At 69.5% G+C, this 20,445-nt stretch carries 12 protein-coding genes; 6 read left to right on the top strand and 6 right to left on the bottom strand.

Annotation, left to right across the window (positions count from 1 at the left end; all coding sequences use genetic code 11):
- Positions 1 to 38: 38 nt before the first annotated feature.
- On the bottom strand, positions 39 to 1,106 hold the full coding sequence (locus KY572_RS34115) for a LacI family DNA-binding transcriptional regulator (RefSeq protein WP_224247857.1): 1,068 nt from the start codon (positions 1,104 to 1,106) through the stop codon (positions 39 to 41).
- 83 nt (positions 1,107 to 1,189) lie between these two features.
- On the opposite strand from KY572_RS34115, the gene KY572_RS34110 reads away from it, so the two are divergent.
- The 4 genes from KY572_RS34110 to KY572_RS34095 all read left to right on the top strand — a co-directional run bounded on the left by KY572_RS34110 (position 1,190) and on the right by KY572_RS34095 (position 7,305).
- Complete coding sequence (locus tag KY572_RS34110; RefSeq protein WP_224247856.1) at positions 1,190 to 4,387, top strand: discoidin domain-containing protein; 3,198 nt, start codon at positions 1,190 to 1,192, stop codon at positions 4,385 to 4,387.
- 346 nt (positions 4,388 to 4,733) lie between these two features.
- Positions 4,734 to 5,495 carry an SDR family oxidoreductase gene (locus KY572_RS34105; RefSeq protein WP_224247855.1) on the top strand — a complete coding sequence of 254 codons (762 nt, stop codon included), beginning with the start codon at positions 4,734 to 4,736 and terminating at the stop codon, positions 5,493 to 5,495.
- A 124-nt stretch (positions 5,496 to 5,619) separates the two neighbouring features.
- Positions 5,620 to 6,816 carry an acyltransferase family protein gene (locus tag KY572_RS34100; RefSeq protein WP_224247854.1) on the top strand — a complete coding sequence of 399 codons (1,197 nt, stop codon included), beginning with the start codon at positions 5,620 to 5,622 and terminating at the stop codon, positions 6,814 to 6,816.
- A gap of 273 nt (positions 6,817 to 7,089) precedes the next feature.
- A complete protein-coding gene (locus tag KY572_RS34095) occupies positions 7,090 to 7,305 on the top strand; it encodes a hypothetical protein (protein WP_224247853.1) in 216 nt (71 codons plus the stop codon).
- 63 nt (positions 7,306 to 7,368) lie between these two features.
- Here the strand turns inward: KY572_RS34095 and KY572_RS34090 are convergent, their stop codons facing one another.
- On the bottom strand, positions 7,369 to 8,832 hold the full coding sequence (locus KY572_RS34090) for an SH3 domain-containing protein (RefSeq protein WP_224247852.1): 1,464 nt from the start codon (positions 8,830 to 8,832) through the stop codon (positions 7,369 to 7,371).
- Between the two features lie 640 nt (positions 8,833 to 9,472).
- On the opposite strand from KY572_RS34090, the gene KY572_RS34085 reads away from it, so the two are divergent.
- Positions 9,473 to 14,824 (top strand): trifunctional serine/threonine-protein kinase/ATP-binding protein/sensor histidine kinase, encoded by a 5,352-nt coding sequence (locus tag KY572_RS34085; protein ID WP_224247851.1) that lies wholly within the window; start codon positions 9,473 to 9,475, stop codon positions 14,822 to 14,824.
- A 14-nt stretch (positions 14,825 to 14,838) separates the two neighbouring features.
- Here the strand turns inward: KY572_RS34085 and KY572_RS34080 are convergent, their stop codons facing one another.
- The 4 genes from KY572_RS34080 to KY572_RS34065 are packed head-to-tail and all read right to left on the bottom strand — an operon-like array spanning position 14,839 to position 18,807.
- Complete coding sequence (locus KY572_RS34080) at positions 14,839 to 15,486, bottom strand: hypothetical protein (RefSeq protein WP_224247850.1); 648 nt, start codon at positions 15,484 to 15,486, stop codon at positions 14,839 to 14,841.
- The gene (locus KY572_RS34075) at positions 15,480 to 16,544 is read right to left on the bottom strand and encodes a pilus assembly protein (protein ID WP_224247849.1); all 1,065 of its coding nucleotides are present in this window, start codon (positions 16,542 to 16,544) and stop codon (positions 15,480 to 15,482) included. The genes KY572_RS34080 and KY572_RS34075 overlap by 7 nt, the downstream gene beginning before the upstream one ends.
- On the bottom strand, positions 16,544 to 18,031 hold the full coding sequence (locus KY572_RS34070) for a Tad domain-containing protein (protein ID WP_224247848.1): 1,488 nt from the start codon (positions 18,029 to 18,031) through the stop codon (positions 16,544 to 16,546). The genes KY572_RS34075 and KY572_RS34070 overlap by 1 nt, the downstream gene beginning before the upstream one ends.
- On the bottom strand, positions 18,028 to 18,807 hold the full coding sequence (locus tag KY572_RS34065) for a TadE/TadG family type IV pilus assembly protein (RefSeq protein WP_224247847.1): 780 nt from the start codon (positions 18,805 to 18,807) through the stop codon (positions 18,028 to 18,030). The genes KY572_RS34070 and KY572_RS34065 overlap by 4 nt, the downstream gene beginning before the upstream one ends.
- A 382-nt stretch (positions 18,808 to 19,189) precedes the next feature.
- Between KY572_RS34065 and KY572_RS34060 the strand changes: the two genes are divergently transcribed.
- Positions 19,190 to 20,437 (top strand): sensor histidine kinase, encoded by a 1,248-nt coding sequence (locus tag KY572_RS34060; protein WP_224247846.1) that lies wholly within the window; start codon positions 19,190 to 19,192, stop codon positions 20,435 to 20,437.
- Positions 20,438 to 20,445 lie beyond the last annotated feature (8 nt).

The following is a 20,445-nucleotide window of genomic DNA, read 5'->3' as shown; positions in this document are numbered from 1 at the left end:
CCTGCATATCCGGTCGATTCTGCTGCCTGGCTTCCTGTTCATGGCAACCTCGCTGCGTGACGCCGGGAGCGTCGTTGGGGCGGCTTCTCGGTGCCGCAAGACTCGCGAACCATCACCTGGGGCACCAGCGCGCGGGACACGGGCCGCGAGCGCGTGGGGCTCTCGATGCCGAGCAGGAGCTGCTCCAGCGCGGACCGGCCGAGATCCGCGATCTGGACGCGCACCGTGGTCAGCGCGGGGCTGACCAGGGAGGCGAGCGGGATGTCGTCGAACCCCGCCACGGCGATGTCGTCGGGGACGCGCAGGCCGGCCTCGCGGAGGGCGACCATGCAGCCCACGGCGATGACATCGTTGGCGGCGAAGACGGCGTCGGGGCGGTCGGGCTGGGCGGCCAGGGCTCGCCCGGCGAGGTAGCCGGACTTCTCGCTGAAGTCTCCCGGCAGCACCTGCGTTGGGACGCGGGGCAGGGCGGACGCCATCTCGTCGCGATAGCCGCGCAGACGCTCCTGGGCGTCGAGGTTGAGCTCGGGGCCCGCGATGTGGACGATCCGCCGATGGCCGTGCTTGATGAGGTGGCTGACCATGTCGCGAGCCCCGCGGTAGCTGTCGATGCTCAGCGTGGAGTGCCGCGAGTCCTCGAGGGGGCTGTTGAGGAGCACGATCGGCAGGGAGCTGGGCAGGTTCTTGTCCAGGAGCGCGGCGTCGACGTGCGGCGACATGACGAGCAGCCCATCCACCCGGCCTCTCATGGCGCGGATGGCGCCGGCCAGCTCCGCCGCATTCCCGTGGGTGCTCGACAGCAGGAGCTGGAGGCGCCGCAGGCGAGCCACGGCATCGATTCCGCGGATGAGCTCCGAGAAGAACTCGCCGTGCAGATCCGGCAGCAGGACGCCGACGATGTTCGTCCGCTGGGTGGCGAGGCTGCGCGCTCCGCTGTGCGGCACGTACTGGAGGGAACGCACCGCGGCCAGCACGCGCTCGCGTGTCTCCGCGCCCACGGTGTCGAGGCCATTCATGACGCGCGACACCGACGCGATGGAGACGCGGGCCTTGCGAGCCACGTCCTTGATGCTGGCTTGCGATCCAGTGCGCGCGGTCCTGGCCATGGGCTGGCGTCGTCATGTAAACGCTTTCTCCCTCTGAGTAAACGTTTTCTCTATGACGCCGCGCGGCGTGAGGAGGCTCCGAGATGCGCATGACGCAGGCGCTCGATGAAAGGGTGGGGAGGATGGCGAGGGTGGCCCTGGCCGCCAGTGCACTGCTCCTCCTCACCGCGGCCGCGCCCGAGCCTCCCGCTCCGAGGATGCTGGACACCTTCGACGACCTGGCGCCATGGCGGGTGGCGGCATCGGACGGCGTGGCCGTCGCGAAGGCGCCGACGGTGGGGACGGAGGGCGGGGCGCTGCGGCTGTCCTTCGATCTGGGCCCATCCGCCGGCTACGCCTTCGCGCGTCGAGACCTTCCACTGGAGCTGCCGGAGAACTTCGAGCTCTCCTTCTTCGTGCGTGGGGAGGGAGCGCCGAACAACCTCGAGTTCAAGCTGACGGATGCCAGCGGCGAGAACGTCTGGTGGCACGTCCGGCGCGACTTCCAGGTCCAGCGCGAGTGGCGCGAGGTGCGCATCAAGAGGCGTCAGATCTCCTTCGCCTGGGGCCCTACCTCGGACAAGACGCTGCGACGCACCGCGGCGATCGAGCTCGTCGTGAGCGCGGGCAGCGGCGGTGGGGCGGGGTGGATCGAGATGGATCAGCTGGTGCTCCGGCCTCTCCCCGTCGAGACCGGGAAGCCGCCACCGCTCACCGCACGCGCCACCTCGGCGGGCGAGCTCGCGAAGCTCGCTGTCGACAGCGACCTGGCGACGGCCTGGCGCAGCCCTGCATCCAGCCGCGGCCCGCAGTCGCTGACGCTCGATCTCGGGCGCATGCGTGAGTTTGGCGGGCTCTCGCTCACCTGGGCGCCAGGCGCGCACGCGCGCGATTACGACATCGAGCTCTCCGACGACGGGCAGCGCTGGCGTCTCCTGCGCGGTGTCCGCGGCGGAGATGGAGGCGAGGACCCGATCCTGGCGACGGAGTCGGAGGCGCGCTTCATCCGCATCCAGATGCGGAACCCCAGCGGGCAGGGGTTCGGGCTCGCGGACGTACGAGTCGAGCCACTCGAGTTCGGCGCCGATGCGAACGCCTTCCTGAAGGCGCTGGCGCACCGTGCGCCGAGAGGGCTCCACCCTCGCGGATTCGTTGGAGAGCAGAGCTACTGGACGTTGATGGGCGTCAAGGGAGGTGGTGACGGCGCGCTCTTGTCGGAGGACGGGGCGCTCGAGCTCGGCCGAGGAGGCCCCTCGATCGAGCCGTTCGTCATCGACGGGACAGGCCTCACGAGCTGGGCGGACGCCGCGATCGTGCACAGCCTGTCGGACGACTCCCTGCCGATGCCGTCCGTGGAATGGACTCGGCCCGCCTGGCGGCTGACGGTGAAGGCCTTCGTGGCCGGCGAGCGCGGCAAGGATCGCCTCGTCGGCTCCTACACTCTGAGGAACCTCACCGACGCGCCGCTCTCGCTGCGGCTGGCCCTGGTCGTGCGACCGCTGCAGGTGAATCCGCCGACGCAGTTTCTCACGACGCCTGGGGGCGTGAGTCCGGTCCGGAGGATGGCGTGGGATGGTGAGGTGCTGAGCGCGGATGCACGACGCATCTTCCCGCTCCAGCGCCCCGACATGGTGGGGAGCTCGAAGTTCGACGGGGGAGCCTATCCGCAACGCCTCCTGAGGACCGATGCGGCGGGTGAGCCTGCGGTCGAGGATGAGACAGGTCTGGCCTCGGGAGTGCTGGCCTATGACGTCGTTCTGCCACCGCGCGGTGAGAAGCGCCTCGGCCTCGTCGCGCCGCTGATGGGGGACGTGCCTGCTCCGCCGCGCACGGAGTCCGAGCGCTGGCTTGATGAAGAGGAGGCGCGTGTCGCGGCCTCATGGCGGAAGGAACTCTCCGTCACCCAGGTGGATGCGGCTGGGCGAGGGCGGGAGGTGACGAACGCGCTCCGCACCGCGCTCGCGCACATCCTCATCATGATGGATGGGCCAATCCTGCGTCCCGGTGCGCGCTCCTATGCTCGTTCCTGGATCCGAGATGGCGCGATGATCGCCGAGGCGCTCCTGCGCCTTGGGCACGGGGAGGAGGCCAAGGCCTACCTGCGCTGGTACTCGGCGCACCTCTTCTCCAACGGCAAGGTGCCCTGCTGTGTCGATGCGCGCGGAGCCGATCCTGTGCCGGAAAACGACAGCCACGGCGAGTTCATCCATCTGGCGGCGGAGGTCTGGCGCTACACCGGAGACCGCGCGCTGCTCCAGGCCGTCTGGCCCAAGGTGGAGGCGGCGGCTCGGTACATGAACGAGCAGCGCCTCTCCGAGCGCTTGCAGTCCCATCTCGACACGCCGGAGCGGCGCAACCTCTTCGGGCTCATGCCGCCCTCCATCTCGCACGAGGGCTATTCGGCGAAGCCCGCCTATTCCTACTGGGACGATTTCTGGACGCTGCGAGGCTTCGAGGACGCCGTCCTGCTGGCGGCGACGTTTGGAGATGCCCGGACGCGAGCGCGCCTGGCCGCGCAGCGCGATGAGTTCCGCGCCGATCTGATGAGCTCCGTGCGCGAGACCGCGCGCCGCTTCGACATTCCCTATATCGCCGGTGCGGCGGACCTGGGCGATTTCGACGCCACCTCGACGACGATCGCGCTCTCTCCTGGGGGACTGCGGCGCCAGCTGCCCGCGGACCTCCTGGAAGGAACCTTCGAGCGCTACTGGCGGAACTTCACGGCGAGGCGTGACGGTGGCGCATCCTGGAAGGACTACACTCCCTACGAATGGCGCGTTGTCGGCGCGTTCGTCCGGCTCGGTCGCCGAGACCGTGCCTTGGAGGCCCTCGACTTCTTCATGGGCGATCGTCGCCCGCATGCCTGGAACCAGTGGGCGGAGGTCGTGGGCCGAGACCCGCGCGAGCCTCGCTTCATCGGGGACATGCCGCACGGCTGGGTGGCCTCCGACTTCATCCGCTCGGCGCTGGACCTCTTCGTATACGAGCGGCGCGACGACGACGCGCTCGTCATTGCCGCCGGCGTTCCGGAGAGCTGGTTGCAGGGGGACGGAGTCCGCATCCAGAACCATCACACGCCCTGGGGGGCGCTGAGCTTCACCTTGAGGGCGGAGGGAGACCGTCTGACCATCCGCCTCGAGGGAACGGCCCGGCCGCCGGGCGGCTTCATCATCCCGGCCGATCTCTTCGACCCGTCCGACGCGCGCATCAACGGTCGCCGCGCGAAGTGGAGTGGCGCTGAGCTCGAAGTGGCGCGTGCTCCGGCGACCATCGTCCTCACTCGCCGCAAGGAGGGGCGTTGATAGGGCGCTCCATCGCGAGTTCGCGGCCTATGACGGCAGAAGTTCTTGCTCCTGGAGAGAGGCGCCTGTGCCAGGGGAACGGTCTGGCCAGGGAGGCCCCTGTGCTCGGACCGGTACCGAACTGGTATGACAGGCAGACCAGTTCGGACAGAGCGCGCCCGGCAGGGGGGACCGGAGGCGGGCGCGGACGCGGGCCTGCTGTCCGGTTCAGGTGGCGAAGCCTTTTCGGCAGTCGTGAAAAGACTTCTTCGGGCCTGCTTATCTTTCGCGGAGCCGCTCGTAGGCCGCATCGGCGGTGGGAACTCGGGATAGACTCCGCGCCCCCGTCCTTCCCGAGGAGTGCCGTATGAGTGCTTTCCTGTCCGGCCAGGTCGCCCTGGTCACGGGCGCCGCCGCTGGTATCGGCCGTGCCATTGCGCTGGCCTTTGCCCGCGAGGGCCGCAAGGTCGTGGTCTCCGACGTCGACACGGCAGGTGGCGAGGGCACTGTCGCGCAGATCCGCGCGGCGGGCGGCGAGGCCCGCTTCATCCGCTGCGACGTCACCCGGGATGCCGAGGTCCGCGCGCTGGTGGAGGGCTGCAAGGAGGCCTACGGGCGCCTCGACTATGCCGTGAACAACGCCGGCATCGAGATCGAGAAGGGCAAGCTGGCCGACGGCACCGAGAGCGAGTTCGACGCGATCATGGCCGTCAACGTCAAGGGCGTCTGGTTGTGCATGAAGCACGAGATTGCCCTGATGCTCGCTCAGGGCGGAGGCGCGATCGTCAACATCTCCTCCGTCGCGGGCCTGGGCGCTGCCCCGAAGATGAGCATCTATGCCGCCTCGAAGCACGCGGTGATTGGCCTGACCCGCTCGGCGGCGGTCGAGTACGGGAAGAAGAACGTGCGCATCAACGCGGTCTGCCCGGCGGTGATCGACACCGACATGTTCCGCCGCGCCGCCGAGACGGATCCGCGCAAGGCCCAGATAGCGCTCTCCGTGCATCCGGTCGGCCGTATCGGCAAGGTCGAGGAGGTCGCCGCGGCGGTGCTCTACCTGTGCAGCGATGCCGCCGCCTTCACCACGGGCGTCGCCCTGCCGGTGGACGGCGGCCAGACGGCGTTCTGAGCCGACATCTGGGGCAGCCGACCAGGCGAGCGCCTCGCGGAACCGTGCGCGAGGGACCCGCCGGCTTCACCTGTTCCCACCTGCCGGTGTAAGAATTCCGCTGGACGCGACGTGACGGGAGCGCATGCGCAGCGCCAGCACCGGACAGAGGGCACTGCCAGCGTTGACCGGACTGCGCTTCTGGGCGGCGCTCCACGTGGTGGTCTTCCACTTCGGGGGCTTCTGGTTCGACCACGCTCCCCGGTGGCTGGTGTCCATCTACCTGTGCGGCTATGCCTCGGTGGGGCTCTTCTTCGTGCTCTCGGGGTTCGTGCTCGCCTACAACTACGTGGGCCCCGACGGAGGGATGGACGTGGCCCCTCGTGCATTCTGGGTGGCCCGGCTCGCGCGGGTGTATCCCGTCTATGTGCTCGCGCTGCTGCTGATGGCGCCTCAGGCCCTGTTCGAGGCGCGGCAGGGGCACGAAGCGTGGGCCTCGCAGCTGGTGATGAGCGGGGTCAGCTCGCTGATGCTGGTCCAGGCGTGGCTGCCCTCCCTGGCGACGACGTGGAACACTCCGGGCTGGTCCGTCGCCGTGGAGGCGTTCTTCTACGCGGTGTTCCCCGTGGCCGCGGTCTGGGTGGGAAGGCTGCGGCGCGAGCGACTGGGCTGGACGCTGGCCGCGCTGTGGGGCCTGGGGCTGCTGCCGTCCTTCGTGTACATGGTGCTCGAGCCGGATGGAGGCCCTGGCAACCTGTTGACGCAGGGCCCGTGGCTCGCGGTGCTCCGGTACAATCCGCTGCTGCGGCTGCCCGAGTTCCTCATGGGGATGGTGCTGGGGCGCCTCTTCCTCCTGGAGCAGCGAGAGGCGGGGCCTCGGCGCTCGGGGGCGCTGCTGGCGACGGGCGCCGCCCTGCTGACGCTGGGGGCGTTCGCGATGAGCCTTCGCCTGCCGCTGCCACTGCTCCACAACGCGCTGCTGGCGCCTGTGTATGGGGCCCTGGTGTATGGGCTCGCGCGCGGAGGTGGAGCGCTCGGCGGGTGGCTGTCGCGGCCCCTGCTCGTGCGGCTCGGGGAGGCCAGCTACGCGGTGTACATCCTCCAGCACCCGGTCTGGATCGGAGTCACCGCCGGCCTGGGATGGCTGGCGGTTCCGATGTTCGACACGGCGCCGCGACTGTTCTTCGTGCTGACGCTCTCGATCCTGGTCGCGGTGTCGCTGCTGAGCCACCGCTATGTGGAGCGTCCGCTGCGGGCATGGCTGCGGCTAGGGCTTCAGCCCTGGGTCGAGCAGGGCGAGCACCGGCCAGGAATGGCGCCCGCCACGCCGCCGAGGGATTGAGTGAAGTGGAGGTCTTCGATGGTTCGTCGCGCGTTCATCCAGGAGCAGGGCAGCGGACGGATGGAGCCGGAGATGAGGGAGCTCCTACGGCCTGGACAAGGCCCGCTACACCGAGCTGACCGTTGCCCGCTGGAACGAGCTGACCGCTTCCAGTGAGTCCTCGCCGCGTTGACGGCGAGCCTACTTCCCCAGCGGTACAGAGGTTTCGCTGGTGCTCCGGTACCTCTCTGCAACGCGACAGGGAATCCACCCTGTCGCGGCAGGAGGCTCCACATGTCTACCATTGATTCCGCGTTCAAGGCCGCCGCTGGCACCCCGGGACTGTCGCAGTCTCAGCTCGACGTTCTCGCCGGGCTTCCCCCGGACCAGCAGAGAATGATGGCGGCTCAGATGCAGCTCGACAAGGAGCAGCAGGCCGTCAGCCTCATCAGCAACATCATGAAGAAGCTCAACGACATGAGCATGGCCATCATCAACAACATGCGTTGATCACGGCCTCGAGACAGCCGCCCGGCGCAAGCTCGGGCGGCCTCGTCTCGAAGTCGAGGCTACTCAGGGCGTATACGCCCCCTCGGGCGCGTAGATGTGCATGTTCACCGAGGTGTTCGCCGTGTAGGCGCCCTTGCCGAAAGGCGCCTGGCCCGTGAGCGTCGTCCCGTTCCAGGTGAGGGAGATGTCCTGGCAGCTGTCGTTGGTGCCCGCGTTCGCGCGGAAGCCCGGATCACGCGCCGTGTAGGTACCGTCGGTGTTCTTGCCGGTGATGAGCACCCAGTGCTCGCCGTACGGCCCGTCCAGGCGCACGGCCACCGGCAGCCCCTGCTCGAGCGCGCGATCGATGGCCCCCTGACCGAACGCGGGGCTGTGCTGGACGAAGGTGCGGTCACCCACCGTCACCGCGGCGCTGTTGGAGGTGTCGGCCAGGTCTCCCGGGCTCACCATCGGCTGCCCATCGCCATTCTGGTAGGCGCTGATCGCCATGGCCTTGCAGGTGATGAGGCAGCCCGCGTCCTTGATGCTGGCGGTTCCACCCCAGGCTGGGATGGTGCTGGCGGAGTAGAGCGGGTCTCCCTGGGAGAAGTGCGGCGTACGCGCATCGAGGTTCTCCTGCGTGCGCCCCTCGGTGACGGTGCCCAGCGTGACGCTGGGAGACACGCCCACCGAGCCCGACTGGAAGCCCCCCGCCGGGCCGGAGGGAGGAGGCGTCGAGCCGCCCACCGTGCCGCCGCCCTGGGCCTGGCGCGAGTCGCCCAGATCGCCGATGCCCGGGTAGCTCTGCCCGTCCGTGGGCTGGACGTAGCCCTGGTGCACGTAGCCCGTGAGCCCATCGCTGGTCTGCACGAAGAGCCAGTCGGTTTGGGTCTCATGGCTGCCCAGCACGGTGAGCTCGGTGCCGTTCGTCAGCATCCGCTGCTCCTTGGTGTTCGTGCCCGCGCCCTCGCGGAGCCTGAGGCCGTCACTGGCGTCCACCCGCACCCCCGAGGGCAGCGGGCCGTCGGCGACCTGGCGGTTGGCCACGCCCGACAGACCGAGCGCGGAGATGGCCGCATCGCGCTTCGGCCCGGGAGGCAGCGACAGCACCTGCTTCAGGGCCGAGGCCGGCACCTTCGCGGGCGAGTTGTACTCCGGGTGGGAGGCCTGCCAGCTGCCGAGATCGGGGTAGGTGATGCTCGGATTGTTCGGATCCACCACGCTGCCATCGGGGCGCTGCACCACGGCGTGGCCGACGGGATCATTCGCGTCCCGGAAGAGCACCACCGTGTCGTTTGGACGCGCCAGGTTGCTGGCCTTCTCCAGGCAGTTGGCCTTCCCATCCCCGAGCACCTCGTTTCGCAGGGTGCTCGACGTGCCGTCCGGCGACATGGGGCGACGGGCGGGCGGCTCGAAGCGCGTGGCCGTGAAGGTGCTCGCGGGAGACGCGGCGCTCGTCGGGGGCGCGCTCGCCGCCGGTGCAGCCGGAGCGGAGGGAGGAGCAGACGGCCGCACCGGGGGCTTGTAGGAGACGCTCTTGAGGGACACGGGGATTCCTCCTGGTAGGAAAGGGACCTTTTTTGAAGCCTCACGGGAGAGACAGTTCTCGCCGCCGGCAGTCGCAAAAAAGATCCGCTCCTCCCAGGTGTGGGAGAGGGTAGCCGTGCTGACCACGGAATCCCCCCCGTCGCGGTCCAGCAGCCTCTCCGCCCCAGTCCTCAGTTCGCGGCGCGCCGGGCCTCCTCGGAGCGCTTCGCCATCTGGCCGGTGGTCATCTTCTCCTCGATGCGCATCGAGTCGATGACGTCACGCGAGGTGGCCTCGAACTCGACCGCGACCTGTGGATCCCCAACCGTGGGCCCAGGCGCTGGCCAGCTGACCTGATGCTCTCCCGGTGAAGATTTTCATCAAGGTCCTGTGAACGGGCTCACAGGGCGGGGGGCGTCATCGCGCGTAGGGTGGAGCGATCCCCAAGTGGAGGAGCCATGCCCGTTCCCACATCCCAGAATGGCTCCCGAGGCCCGTGATGCGCGGCGCATCCCGTCGGCATCCGGAGTCCCTTAAACCCTCTCAGGGCACACTGGCGGCGCATGACGGCGAGGCTGCTTCCTCGCTGGGGAGCCTGCCCCTGGAGGCTTCATCACGCTGTAGGATGGCGCCCCCCACCGCAGGAGCCATCTCCAGCCGCATGCAGGCCATCCCTGGATACCGTATCGAGGAGAAGTTGCACCAGGGCTCAGGGTCGGTCATCCACCGCGCCTACTCGGAGCGGGAGGGCTGCTTCGTCATCCTCAAGACGCCGGTCGCTCCCTATCCCCTGCCGGCGGAGCTGGCGCTGCTCGAGCGCGAGCACGAGATCGGCCGCAAGCTGGAGGTGGAGGGAATCGTCCAGCACCTCGCGCTCGTCCCTCATGGGCGCTCGTGCACGCTCGTCCTGGAAGACTTTGGGGCGATCTCGCTGGCTGACCATCTGGCCACGCACGGGCCATTCGAGGTGGGGCGCTTCCTGGAAGTGGCGCAGGCACTCACCCGTGCCGTGGAGTCCCTTCACCGGCACGAAATCATCCACAAGGACATCTGCCCCGCCAACGTCTTCTACAACCCGCATTCCCGGCAGGTGAAGCTGGGGAACTTCGCCCTGGCCTCCATCCTCACCCGGGAGCGGCAGGAGTTCCGGACGTCCGCGCTCATCGAGGGAACGCTGGCCTACATCTCCCCGGAGCAGACGGGCCGGATGAACCGCGCCATCGATCATCGCGCGGACCTCTATGCGCTGGGAGCGACCTTCTATCACCTGCTGGTGGGCACTCCGCCCTTCGACACGCAGGAGGCCGTGGAGCTCATCTCCTGTCACATCGCCCGGCCGCCCCAGCCTCCGCACCTGCGGCGGCCCTCCATCCCCGAGCCGCTCTCCGCCATCCTCTGCAAGCTCCTGGAGAAGAACGCGGAGGACCGCTACCAGAGCGCCGAAGGGCTGCTGGCGGATCTCTCCGAGTGCGCGCGCCAGCTGGAGGCCACCGGCCACATCGCCCCCTTTCCGCCAGGCCAGCAGGATGTCCGCCGGACGCTGCACATCTCCGAGAAGCTCTATGGCCGCGAGGAGGCCCTGGCCACGCTCATGGCCGCCTTCGAGCGGGCCGCCGCGGGCCGCGTCGAGCTGCTCATCGTCGGAGGCCCCTCCGGGGTGGGCAAGTCCGTCGTCGTGCGGGAGATCCACAAGCCCATCGCGGCGCGGCGCGGCTACTTCGCCACCGGCAAGTGCGATCAGGTAGGGCAGACGCCGCTGTCCATCTTCACCCAGGTGCTCGAGGAGCTGGCGCGCCAGCTGCTCACCGAGAGCGAGGCGCGACTGGAGCAGTGGCGCTCCGTCCTGCGCGACGCGGTGAACGGCAACGGGCAGCTGCTCATCGAGCGGGTCCCCGAGCTCGTGTACGTCCTGGGAGAGCAGCCCCTCCTGCCCGCGCTTCCCGCGGCGGAGACGCACAGCCGGTTCGAGGCCGCCCTCACTCAGTTCCTGCTGGCGTTCGCCACGGTGGCGCACCCGCTGGTCATCTTCCTGGATGATCTGCAGTGGCTCGAGCCCGCCTCCCTGCGCTTCCTCACCCAGCTCGCCACGAGCCCGTCCGCCTCGCATCTGCTGATCGTCGGCGCCTGCCGTGACGACGAAGTCCTTCCGACGGATCCGCTGGCGCTCGCGCTCGCCGAGCTGGAGCAGCGCACGCCGCCGCCCACGCGGATCTCCATGGGGCCTCTCCACCTGGAGCAGGTGGTGACGATGGTGACGGACACCCTGGGCTGCCCGGTGGCCGTGGGCCAGCCGCTGGCCGAGCTCGTCCTGGAGAAGACGGGCGGCAACCCCTTCTTCATCACCCAGCTCTTCGACACCCTGTACCAGGACGGGCTCCTGCGCTTCGACTCCCAGGAGCGGCGCTGGACGTGGAACCTCGGGCGGCTTCAGCGCCTCGGGGTCAGCGAGAACGTCGTCGAGCTCATGGTGAAGAAGATCAAGCGCTACCCCGAGCAGACGCAGCGGGCGCTCATGCTGGCCAGCAGCCTCGGCGGCACCTTCGATCTCGGCTCCGTCTCCATCATCCTCGACGCTCCACTCCGCAGCGTCGCCCAGTGGCTCTGGGACCCGGCGCGGGATGGGCTCCTCGTGCTGCACGACAACAGCTCCCAGTACTACCTCTGGGCTCGGGAAGAGCGGAAGGACGCCCCCCAGCCGACGCAGGTCCTCTACCGCTTTGCGCACGATCGGGTCCGGAAGGCGGCGCGCTCCCAGATTCCCGAGGACCAGCAGGAAGCGCTCAGCCTGCGGATCGGTCAGCGGCTGCTCGAGAAGCTCACCCCGGAGCAGCAGAGCGAGCGCATCTTCGAGCTGGTCAGCCACCTCAACCTCGGCAGCGGGCTGATGGCCTCGGCGGCGGAGCGGTCCACCTGTGCCCGCATGAACCTGCTGGCCGCTCAGCGCGCCAGGGCCACCACCGCCTACGAGGCCGCCGTCAGCTACCTGCAGCAAGGCCTCCGGTTGCTCCCAGAGGATGCCTGGGACAGCCACTCCGAGCTCACGTTCGCCCTCCACCGCGACTTGATCGAGAGCTCGTTCCTCTGCGGCCACCTCGAGCGGGCCGAGGCGCTGTTCGCGCTCGCCGCGCGGCGGGCGAAGACCCGCGAGCACCTCGGTGAGCTCTACCCGCTCATGTGCCGCATCCTCCAGACCTCGGCGAAGGTCCAGGAGGGGTTCGAGCTGGGCCGGGAGGGCCTGCGGCTCCTGGGCATCGAGCTGCCGACGGAGCCGGACGCAGCCGGGGCGCTGATCGAGGCCAGGACCGCGGAGCTCCAGCGGCTCATCGGCGAGCGGGAGCTCCAGGAGTTCGTGGCGCTGCCGGTGATGCAGGACACGGAGAAGGCCAGCTGCCTGGCGCTGCTCCACGAGACGTGGACGTGCGCGCTGATGATGGGAGAGCCGATGCCGGTCTACCTGACGGCCTTGCACATGGCGGCGCTCTCGCTGTCGAGCGGTAACTCGGAGTTCTCGGCCTGTGGCTACGTGGCCTACGGCATGGTGCTGGCGATGCAGGGGGACTACGCCCGCGCCTACGCCTTCGGGAAGCTGGCGATGGCCGTCAGCCAGAAGTTCAAGCACCCGCTGGTCATCCCGAAGGTGAACAACACCTTCGCCAACTTCATCAACCACTTCGTCAACCCGGTCGGGACGAACATCCCCCTCTACGAGGAGTCCTATCAGTACGCCCTGCGCTCGGGCGATCGGTGGTGGGGCGCGTGGGCCGCGATGTGGATCTGGGTCGCCAGGTTCATCAAGGGCAGCCCCCTCTCCGAGGTCCACGAGACGGGGTTGCTGTACCAGGACTACGTCCGCTCCTCCGGCTACGCCCCCCTCCATGAGTCGCTGCGAGTGATGCAGCACCTCGTCCGCGGCCTGCAGGGAGGCGCGCTGCGCCCGGGCCCGGAGGAGGCGGAGGAGTTTCGCGAGGAGGCTGTCGTCCAGCGCTTCGAGCGGCTCCACGCCGAGTTCGCCATCCACTGGTACTACCTGCTCCTGTCCCTGGTCTCCTACCTCCGGGGCGACTTCGAGGGTGCGCTCCGGGCCAGCGATGAGGCGGACAAGCGCCGCGAGATCGTCCCCCGGACGATGCACTACTCCACCCACTTCCTATACCGCGCGCTCATCCTCGCCGCGCGGTGCGCGAAGGCCGGGCCCTCGGAGCGCCAGGAGCGGCTGCGAGAGATCGCCTCGCACCGTGAGCAGGTGCGCGAGTGGGCGGAGCAGTGCCCCGCCAACTACCAGCACGAACTCCTGCTCATCTCGGCGGAGCATGCGCGCCTGGTGGGAGAGTCCGAGCCGGCGTCGCGGCTGTATGAGGAGGCCATTGCCTCCGCGCGGGAGGCCGGGTACCTGCATCACGAGGCGCTCGCCAACGAGCTGGCCGGCAGACACTACCTCGAGCTGGGGCGGCCCAAGGCGGCCAGGGGCTACCTGCTGGAGTCACACCTCCTGTACTCCCGCTGGGGGGCGGCTACCAAGGGCGCGAGCCTGGAGGCGGACCATCCCGAGCTCTTCGGCGCCGCGAAGTCCCAGGCCCCCGCGCGAGCGGCGGTAGACCCCTCGCGCCTGCACGCCGAGCGCATCGATCTGGCCACCGTCATGAAGGCGGCCCAGGCGCTCTCGGGAGAGATCGTCCTTGGCCGGCTGATGGAGCGCATCGTCCGCATCGGGATGGAGAACGCGGGGGCGCGTCGCGGCGTCCTCATCCTCGAGCGAGAGGGGCGCCTGCTCGTCGAGGCCACCGTCTCCCTGGAGGCGGACACCGTCCAGGTGCAGCAGTCGGTGCCCCTGGAGAGCTGCTCCGACGTCCCGCGCAGCCTCATCCAGTACGTCCAGCGCACGGGGAAGACGGTGGTGCTGGACGATGCCCTGGAGGATGCGTCCTTCCGGGGAGATCCCGACATCGCCTCGCGCCGGGTGCGCTCGGTGCTCTGCCTGCCAGCGGTGGGACAGGCCCGACGGCGAGGCATCCTCTACCTGGAGAACAGCCTCACGGTCGGCGCGTTCACGCCGGAGCGCACCCACACCCTGCAGCTGCTGGCCACCCAGGCCGCCATCGCCCTGGAGAACGCGGTGCTCTACGAGACGCTGGATCAGCGGGTGAAGGCGCGGACGCGGGAGCTGACGGAGAAGAACGAGACGCTGGCGGCCACGCTCCAGGAGCTGCGAGACACGCAGGACCAGCTCATCACCCAGAGCCGGCTGGCGGCGCTCGGCTCGCTCACCGCGGGCATTGCCCACGAGATCCGCAACCCGATGAACTTCATCCTCAACTTCTCCGAGCACACGGCGGAGCTGTGCGATGAGCTCGTCGGGGAGCTGCCGCGGCTCTCCCAGCGCCTCGAGCCGACGCAGGCGGAGTTCCTCCAGGGCATCGGCGCGGACATGAAGACCAGCCTCTCCAAGGTGCTCGAGCACGGAGACCGCGCCTCCCGCATCATCGGCTCGATGCTGCAGCACGCCCGAGGCATCTCCAGCGAGCGGACGGAGACGGACCTCAACCTCCTCCTCCGCGAGTCCGCGAGCCTGGCCTGTCAGGCGGCGCGAGCCAGCGATCCGTCCTTCACCGTCACGCTCCTGCTGGAGCTGGACGCCTCACTCGGCCTGGTGAAGGTGTCCCAGCACGAGGTGGGGCAGGTGCTGCTGAACCTCCTGAACAACGCGTGCTTCTCGGTCAGCGCGAAGCGTAAGGCGAGCGCCGGGCAGGGGTACGTGCCCGAGCTCGTGCTCAAGAGCCGCGACCTGGGGGACTCCGTGGAGCTCCGCATCCGAGACAACGGCACGGGCATCCCCGCCGCCGCGCTGCAGCGGATCTTCGAGCCCTTCTTCACGACGAAGCCGGCTGGCGAGGGCACCGGGCTCGGCCTGTCCCTCAGCCGGGAGATCATCGAGCAGGGCAACAACGGCACCCTCCGGGTCGAGACACGGGAGGGCGAGTACGCGGAGTTCATCGTCACGCTCCCGCGGAGGTGAAGCTCCCCGCCGCCTCAGGGCGCCGCCGCGCCCGCGGTCGTGAGGAACACCCCCACCTGGACCGAGCCCCCGCTCTGCGTGAGGTTCAGGCGAAGCTCCTGCTCGGAGCGGCGGAAGATGCCGGGCGCCTCTTCCTGGAAACCGGCGCGCGTGAGCTGCTCGCGGTACCAGTCCGCCACCTGCTCCTTGCTGGCCACCACCTGATACGCCAGCGTCCGTGCCCCCTCGAAGTCACCCTGCACGGGGCTCTGGGCGCCGGGGTAGAGCAGGGTGGAGGACGGCCTGGCAGGCGGAGCAGCTGCCCCGAGCTTCGCCTCGCCAATCACCACGGAGGTGAGCCCGCTCGGCTCGCGCTCGAGGATGACGGTGTAGGCGGTGAACGTCTTCGTATCCAGCGCCGTGAGGTGCGGCTGGGCCGCGAACTGGCGCTGGTTGCGCTCGATGTAGAAGCCGGCCTCGTCGAAGGCGGTGGCGAAGTGCTGCAGCAGCTGCTGCACCGAGTGCCGGGAGGTATAGGCCTGCAGGCGGATGGGAATGCCCGCCATGTTCATCCGGCCGGGCACCTCCACCTGGGTGACCAGGCCCGGCACCTCCCAGCGGAGCGGATCCGCGCCGGGAGCGGCGGCCAGCAGCACCGTGACGGCGATCAGTGGGCTCAGCATTCCCGCATCCCCAGGAAGCACAGGTTGGACGCACGGCGCACGGCGGTCGGCTTGTGGTCCGGGCCGCCGGTGTTGCGGGGGCGGTCCACCTCGTCCAGCTCCTCGCCGCGCGGCGTGTCGTTCTCGATGTAGTCGTCCTCCTCGCCGCGGTAGCTCATGAAGAAGCCGTTCTCGTCGATGGGGCTGTAGCCGGCGAAGGCCTCGGCGAAGTCGGAGGCCGCGCGGCCCGCGGCGCGCCCGTTGTTGGAGAACACCTTCATCGCCGCGTAATAGAAGGTGGGGTTCTCGCGGCAGGGCTCATTGGGGCGCTCGGCCTGCAGGGGGCAGTGGTCGCCCAGGTCCGCGTCGGCGAAGCCGAAGTCCCCCAGGAGGATTCCATAGCGCCCGGAGCACACGCCGCCCACGGCCTGGCCCGTCGCGCAGGCCTTCATCGTCTCGTGCTGCGCCGGCGCCTCGCCATGGATGAGGGCGCGCGCCTTGTCCAGCACGAGGACGGGCAGCGACGGCAGCCCCTGGAGGTCCGCCTGCGCCGAGCAGCTGATGCCGCCCACGTTCTCGTAGATGCCGTCGAGCGGGCTGTCCGTCTCCTCGCCCAGGTCCTGCCCGGGCTGGGGAACGCCGAAGTCTCCGTCCTGGGGCATCATCAGCGCCGGGCGGCGGCTGCGGGGCACGTCGAACGCCACCTGATCATCCCGGGTGCAGTCCAGCTTCAGCCCGTTCATCCGCGTGAAGACCTGGGTGAGCTCGGGGCGGCCGTTCAGGGTGGAGCTGCGCCCATCGAAGTCTCCGTAGCGCGCGCGGGCGTGGGCCTGCACCTCGGGGGCGATGTTCTCGAAGGAGCGGAAGTCACCAATCTGCTCCTTCCGGGGCTCCATGCGGTGCACGCGCAGCGCGGTGCTGTCCCACAGCGGAGAGACGGCCGCCTCGGGCACCTTGAGCGAGAGGTAGCCCACCTCGGCGAAGTGGATGCCGTACACCGCCACGACGGTGAAGGTGAGCAGTCCCAGGCTCAGCTCCACCAGGGCTTGTCCTCGGGAGGCGTGGGGGGCGGCGCGCATCAGTGGACTCCTTTGTAGCCAGCGAGAGTGAGCTGCCGGAGCGCTTCCGCGGCGGGCTCTCCCACCGTGTCAGCAATGTCCGTGCCGCCTCTCCGAGGGTCCCCCGCGGCATCGACATCGGCCGAGACGAGGGTGGCGCGCCAGAAGGGGTTCCAGAGGTTGGGGGGCTCGTTCCAGTGGCCCGGCCGGTGGTAGTAGGCCAGCCCGGTGCCCAGCGCCGACTGCACGCTGATGTCGGTGCCATCCGCCGTGTTCCAGCCGTGGCTGTCGAAGGAGCTGTTGGAGTCGGGGGTGAAGCGCAGCTGGAAGACGAGCTCCCAGGGCGCGCTGTTGCGTCCCCGCGCCCGGTAGTCGCGCTGTACCAGCGCGAAATTCTTGGGCTGGGCCCAGAGGTTGGCTTCCTCCTGGTCGGCGGTGTTGTACGTCATGCCGCCAATGAAGGTGTTGGGGCAGAACTGGCGCGGCCAGCAGGACATGAGGGTGTGCCGGTGCTGCTTCTCCATGCCTACATCCGCCTGGCCCAGCTTCGAGCTGGCCGGGGTCCACCAGTGGTCGTCCGAGGCATCCTCCTTGTCGGTGGCCCGCACGCCGGCGGTGGCCGTGACGCGGAAGGGGGCGCAGCCGGGGAAGGTCACCTCCAGGGTGGCGTGGTCCTCCGCGAAGGTGAACCACGTGGAGTCCGCTCGGCCGCCGTGGCCCAGCTCCGAGCCCCAGTAGGCGCTGCCGCCGCCCTCGATGACGCGCAGGCGGGCCCCGGCCGCGCCCAGCGCTCCCAGGATTCCGCCCGGGGCGTTCATGGAGGGGTCCACCTGGCGGCGGGTGATGAACCCGTACCCGCGGGAGGCCATGGCCATGTCCATGGCGTGGCCATTGCCGCCCGACGTCGCATGCACCAGCTCCCCCACGGACACGGGGGTGGGGCCGGCGTGCAGCTCGCCCGGGAAGCGGCTGTTTTCACTGGCCATGGCCGTCATGCGCGCGGCGAAGGACTCGGGGCCGCCCGAGACGGACTGCTGCAGCTCCTCGAACATCTTTCCCTGCAGGTAGGCCAGGTAGTTGCCGAGGATCTGGATGTTGTAGGCCTGCACGCCGGCGCGGGCGTCCAGCTCGTGCCACCGCTCCTCAATCTCCGCGTTCTTCTCGTCCAGCGCCTCCAGGGTGGTGGCGGCGGCGGAGCAGCCGTGGGCGGCCATGCGAGCGGAGTTGAGGTCCGCGCGCACCATGCTCGTCCAGCTGATGAGGCTCATCACCGAGGAGATGGCCACCAGGTTGCCGGTCTGCGCGCGCCGCATGAGGGCCACGCTGTTGAACGTGCGCGCGGTGGCCACCGCGCCGCTGTAGGCCGCCAGGTCCGCCACGTTCTGCGTCTCCATCTTGTCGCGCAGCTTCATGGAGAAGGACAGGGTGAGGCACACCATCAGCACCAGGAACAGCAGCGCGATGCACATGAGGATCAGCGACTGTCCGCGAGGGGAGCGGGAGCTCATGGCGCCTCCGAGGGGAAGGGGCAGTTCTGCGTGGCGAAGAACCGCGGACGCGGCGGCGTCATCATCCGCATGGCGTAGGTGGCCTGGAGCGGGAAGGCGTACTGGCGGCGGTCGGCGCGCCGCAGCATCTCCTCGCGGATGGAGGCCTCGAGCGTGACGGGCCTGGTCGCGCCCCAGCGCGCATCGTGAGCGGGCACCAGCGGGTCCACGGCGACGAAGTCGCGCAGCCCCAGCTGGGCCAGGAACATCCGGCTCAGCACCCAGTTCGCGAAGGGGACGCGCATGGGGTACCAGAAGACGAGCCGCGCCTCGAGCCGGGTGACGTCCGTGACGCTGGAGTAGCGAGCCGGATCATCGAAGCTGCGCTCCTCGTCCGCGCGGATCTCCGAGGCCAGCGGGCGCTCCCGGGCAATCCAGACGATGCTGCCGGAGTGCCCGCTGTCCGCCGCGGGAGTGAAGCGGTTCTCGCGGTGGAGGCGGAAGGAGGTGCCCAGCGCCACCGCCGAGTCCGTGCGAGCGAAGGAGGGCAGCAGCGAGGCGATGGCCGCGTGCGTCATCGCCTCGCAGTCCCCGTACTTGACGCTGCCGGTGCGCACGGCCCGGAAGGCGGCGTAGCCGGTGAGCGCCTGGGCCTGGAGCAGCAGGAACAGCTGCAGCGTGCCCAGGAAGAGGAAGAGGGTCAGCGGGAGGCTGATGGCGGCCTCCACGGTGGCCTGGCCCCGCTGCGAGCTCGGGCGGACGGCCTTTCGACGGGAGGGTGAGGACGGGTAGGACACGGCGGGGGGCTCCAGGGCCTGCGAGCAGCCCCCCCGCCTACTGCGACGGGCATGCCACGGCCGGAGGAGGCCCCACCGCCTGGAGCGCCCCTTTGACGCGGGGCCCCGGGGCCTCGTGGAGTCCCCGCCCCTGGTGTCGGCAGTCACCAGAGCGGAGACAGTTGTCTCCGGGACGGCAGGCTTTCCGTGGAGGTGGGATTGTGGGTACAGGTACCCCTCGGAGGAGGCTCGGCCCTCCGAGCCGATAGGACTGTCGCTTCAATGACGCCGCTGTCCCCTCGCGTTGCGAGCAAGAATCCATCGATTCACTCTCGTCGGCATGAGTGGAACAGACGCCCAGGAAAAAGGACGGGTACGTCAACGGACGCTGGTGGTGTTTGCCGTGGTGGTCGTCCTCCTCTACGGCGTGGATCTGCTCATCCTGGAGCACGCCAGCTGGGAGCCGCTCGCGGTGCGGCTGGCCTGGGCGGTGGCGATGATCCTGACCGGGCTGGCGATGAACCACACGAGCCCCTTCCAGTCATGGCTGGTGAGCTCGGGCTACGGGATCGTCTCCGCGCTCTGCTACCTGGGGCTGGTCGCCTTGGGCGGCGGGCCCCATGGGCCGTACTTCTCCTTCTCCCCCGCGATTCCGCTCGTGATGGCGATGGCGTCCACCGAGACGCTGGGGGCGCCCGTGACGTGCGGCCTCGTGAGCGCGCTGGGCGGCGGGTGGATGCTGCATGCCTCGGGAGCGTCACCGCTCGAGGCCTTCCTGTGGTCGCTGATGATGCTCGTGATGATGTTCTTCGGGCTGTACGGGGGCGTTCAGTTCCGCAAGGCGCGGCTCGCGGAGAACGAGACGCGGCTGGAGCGCTCGCGGCGCGAGGCCCTGGAGAAGCTGGCCGCGAGCGAGCGCCGCCGGGCCCAGTCCGAGCGGCTGGCCACCATCGGCCGCCTGGCGGCGGGCGTGGCGCACGAGCTGAACAACCCCATCGCCTATGTGCGTACGAACCTGGACTTCCTGGGGCGGGAGCTGCTGAGCACGCCGCCGGGCTCCCGAGAGGAGGTGCGCGAGGCGTTCCAGGACGTGAACAGCGGCGTGGAGCGCATCCGGCAGATCGTGTCCGATCTCCGCGGCTTCTCGCGGATGGACGCGACGGAGGAGCCCGCGCGGTGCTCGCTCGCGGAGGTGGTGACGGATGCGGCGCGGCTGGCGTCCGTCCGGCTCAAGAGCGTGGCCCGGCTTCGGGTGGAGCTGCCCGCGGAGCTGCCCGAGGTCCACGTGGTGCGCCGACGGCTGGCGCAGGTCATCCTCAACCTGCTGGTCAACGCCAGTGACGCGCTGGAGGCTCGCCGCGGGCAGGAGAGCGAAGTCCGGGTCCAGGCGCGTGTGGAGGGCGAGGCGGTCCAACTGCTCATCGAGGACAACGGCCCCGGCTTCCCCGAGGAGGTGCTGCCCAGGTTGTTCGAGCCCTTCTTCACGACGAAGGAGCCCGAGCGAGGCACGGGGCTCGGGCTGATGCTGTCGCGGGAGTACGTGGAGCAGTTCGGTGGCACGCTGACGGCGGCGAACCGGGAAGAGGGTGGGGCGCGGCTGTGCATCCGTCTGCCAGCCATCGCCCACCACCCGGTGTCCGCCACGGCTTGAGGAGCGCC

The organism is Hyalangium gracile (genome assembly GCF_020103725.1).
GTDB lineage: Bacteria > Myxococcota > Myxococcia > Myxococcales > Myxococcaceae > Hyalangium > Hyalangium gracile.
Note: the sequence above shows the minus strand (reverse complement) of the source record. Positions and strands in the feature narration are given on the sequence as shown.

Bases quoted from the DNA above. Each gene is read 5' to 3' on its own strand.
- KY572_RS34115 (WP_224247857.1), bottom strand. From the start codon at position 1,106: ATGGCCAGGACCGCGCGCACTGGATCGCAAGCCAGCATCAAGGACGTG.
- KY572_RS34105 (WP_224247855.1), top strand. From the start codon at position 4,734: ATGAGTGCTTTCCTGTCCGGCCAGGTCGCCCTGGTCACGGGCGCCGCC.
- KY572_RS34095 (WP_224247853.1), top strand. From the start codon at position 7,090: ATGTCTACCATTGATTCCGCGTTCAAGGCCGCCGCTGGCACCCCGGGA.
- KY572_RS34070 (WP_224247848.1), bottom strand. From the start codon at position 18,031: ATGAGCTCCCGCTCCCCTCGCGGACAGTCGCTGATCCTCATGTGCATC.
- KY572_RS34080 (WP_224247850.1), bottom strand. From the start codon at position 15,486: ATGCTGAGCCCACTGATCGCCGTCACGGTGCTGCTGGCCGCCGCTCCC.
- KY572_RS34075 (WP_224247849.1), bottom strand. From the start codon at position 16,544: ATGCGCGCCGCCCCCCACGCCTCCCGAGGACAAGCCCTGGTGGAGCTG.
- KY572_RS34110 (WP_224247856.1), top strand. From the start codon at position 1,190: ATGCGCATGACGCAGGCGCTCGATGAAAGGGTGGGGAGGATGGCGAGG.
- KY572_RS34100 (WP_224247854.1), top strand. From the start codon at position 5,620: ATGCGCAGCGCCAGCACCGGACAGAGGGCACTGCCAGCGTTGACCGGA.
- KY572_RS34085 (WP_224247851.1), top strand. From the start codon at position 9,473: ATGCAGGCCATCCCTGGATACCGTATCGAGGAGAAGTTGCACCAGGGC.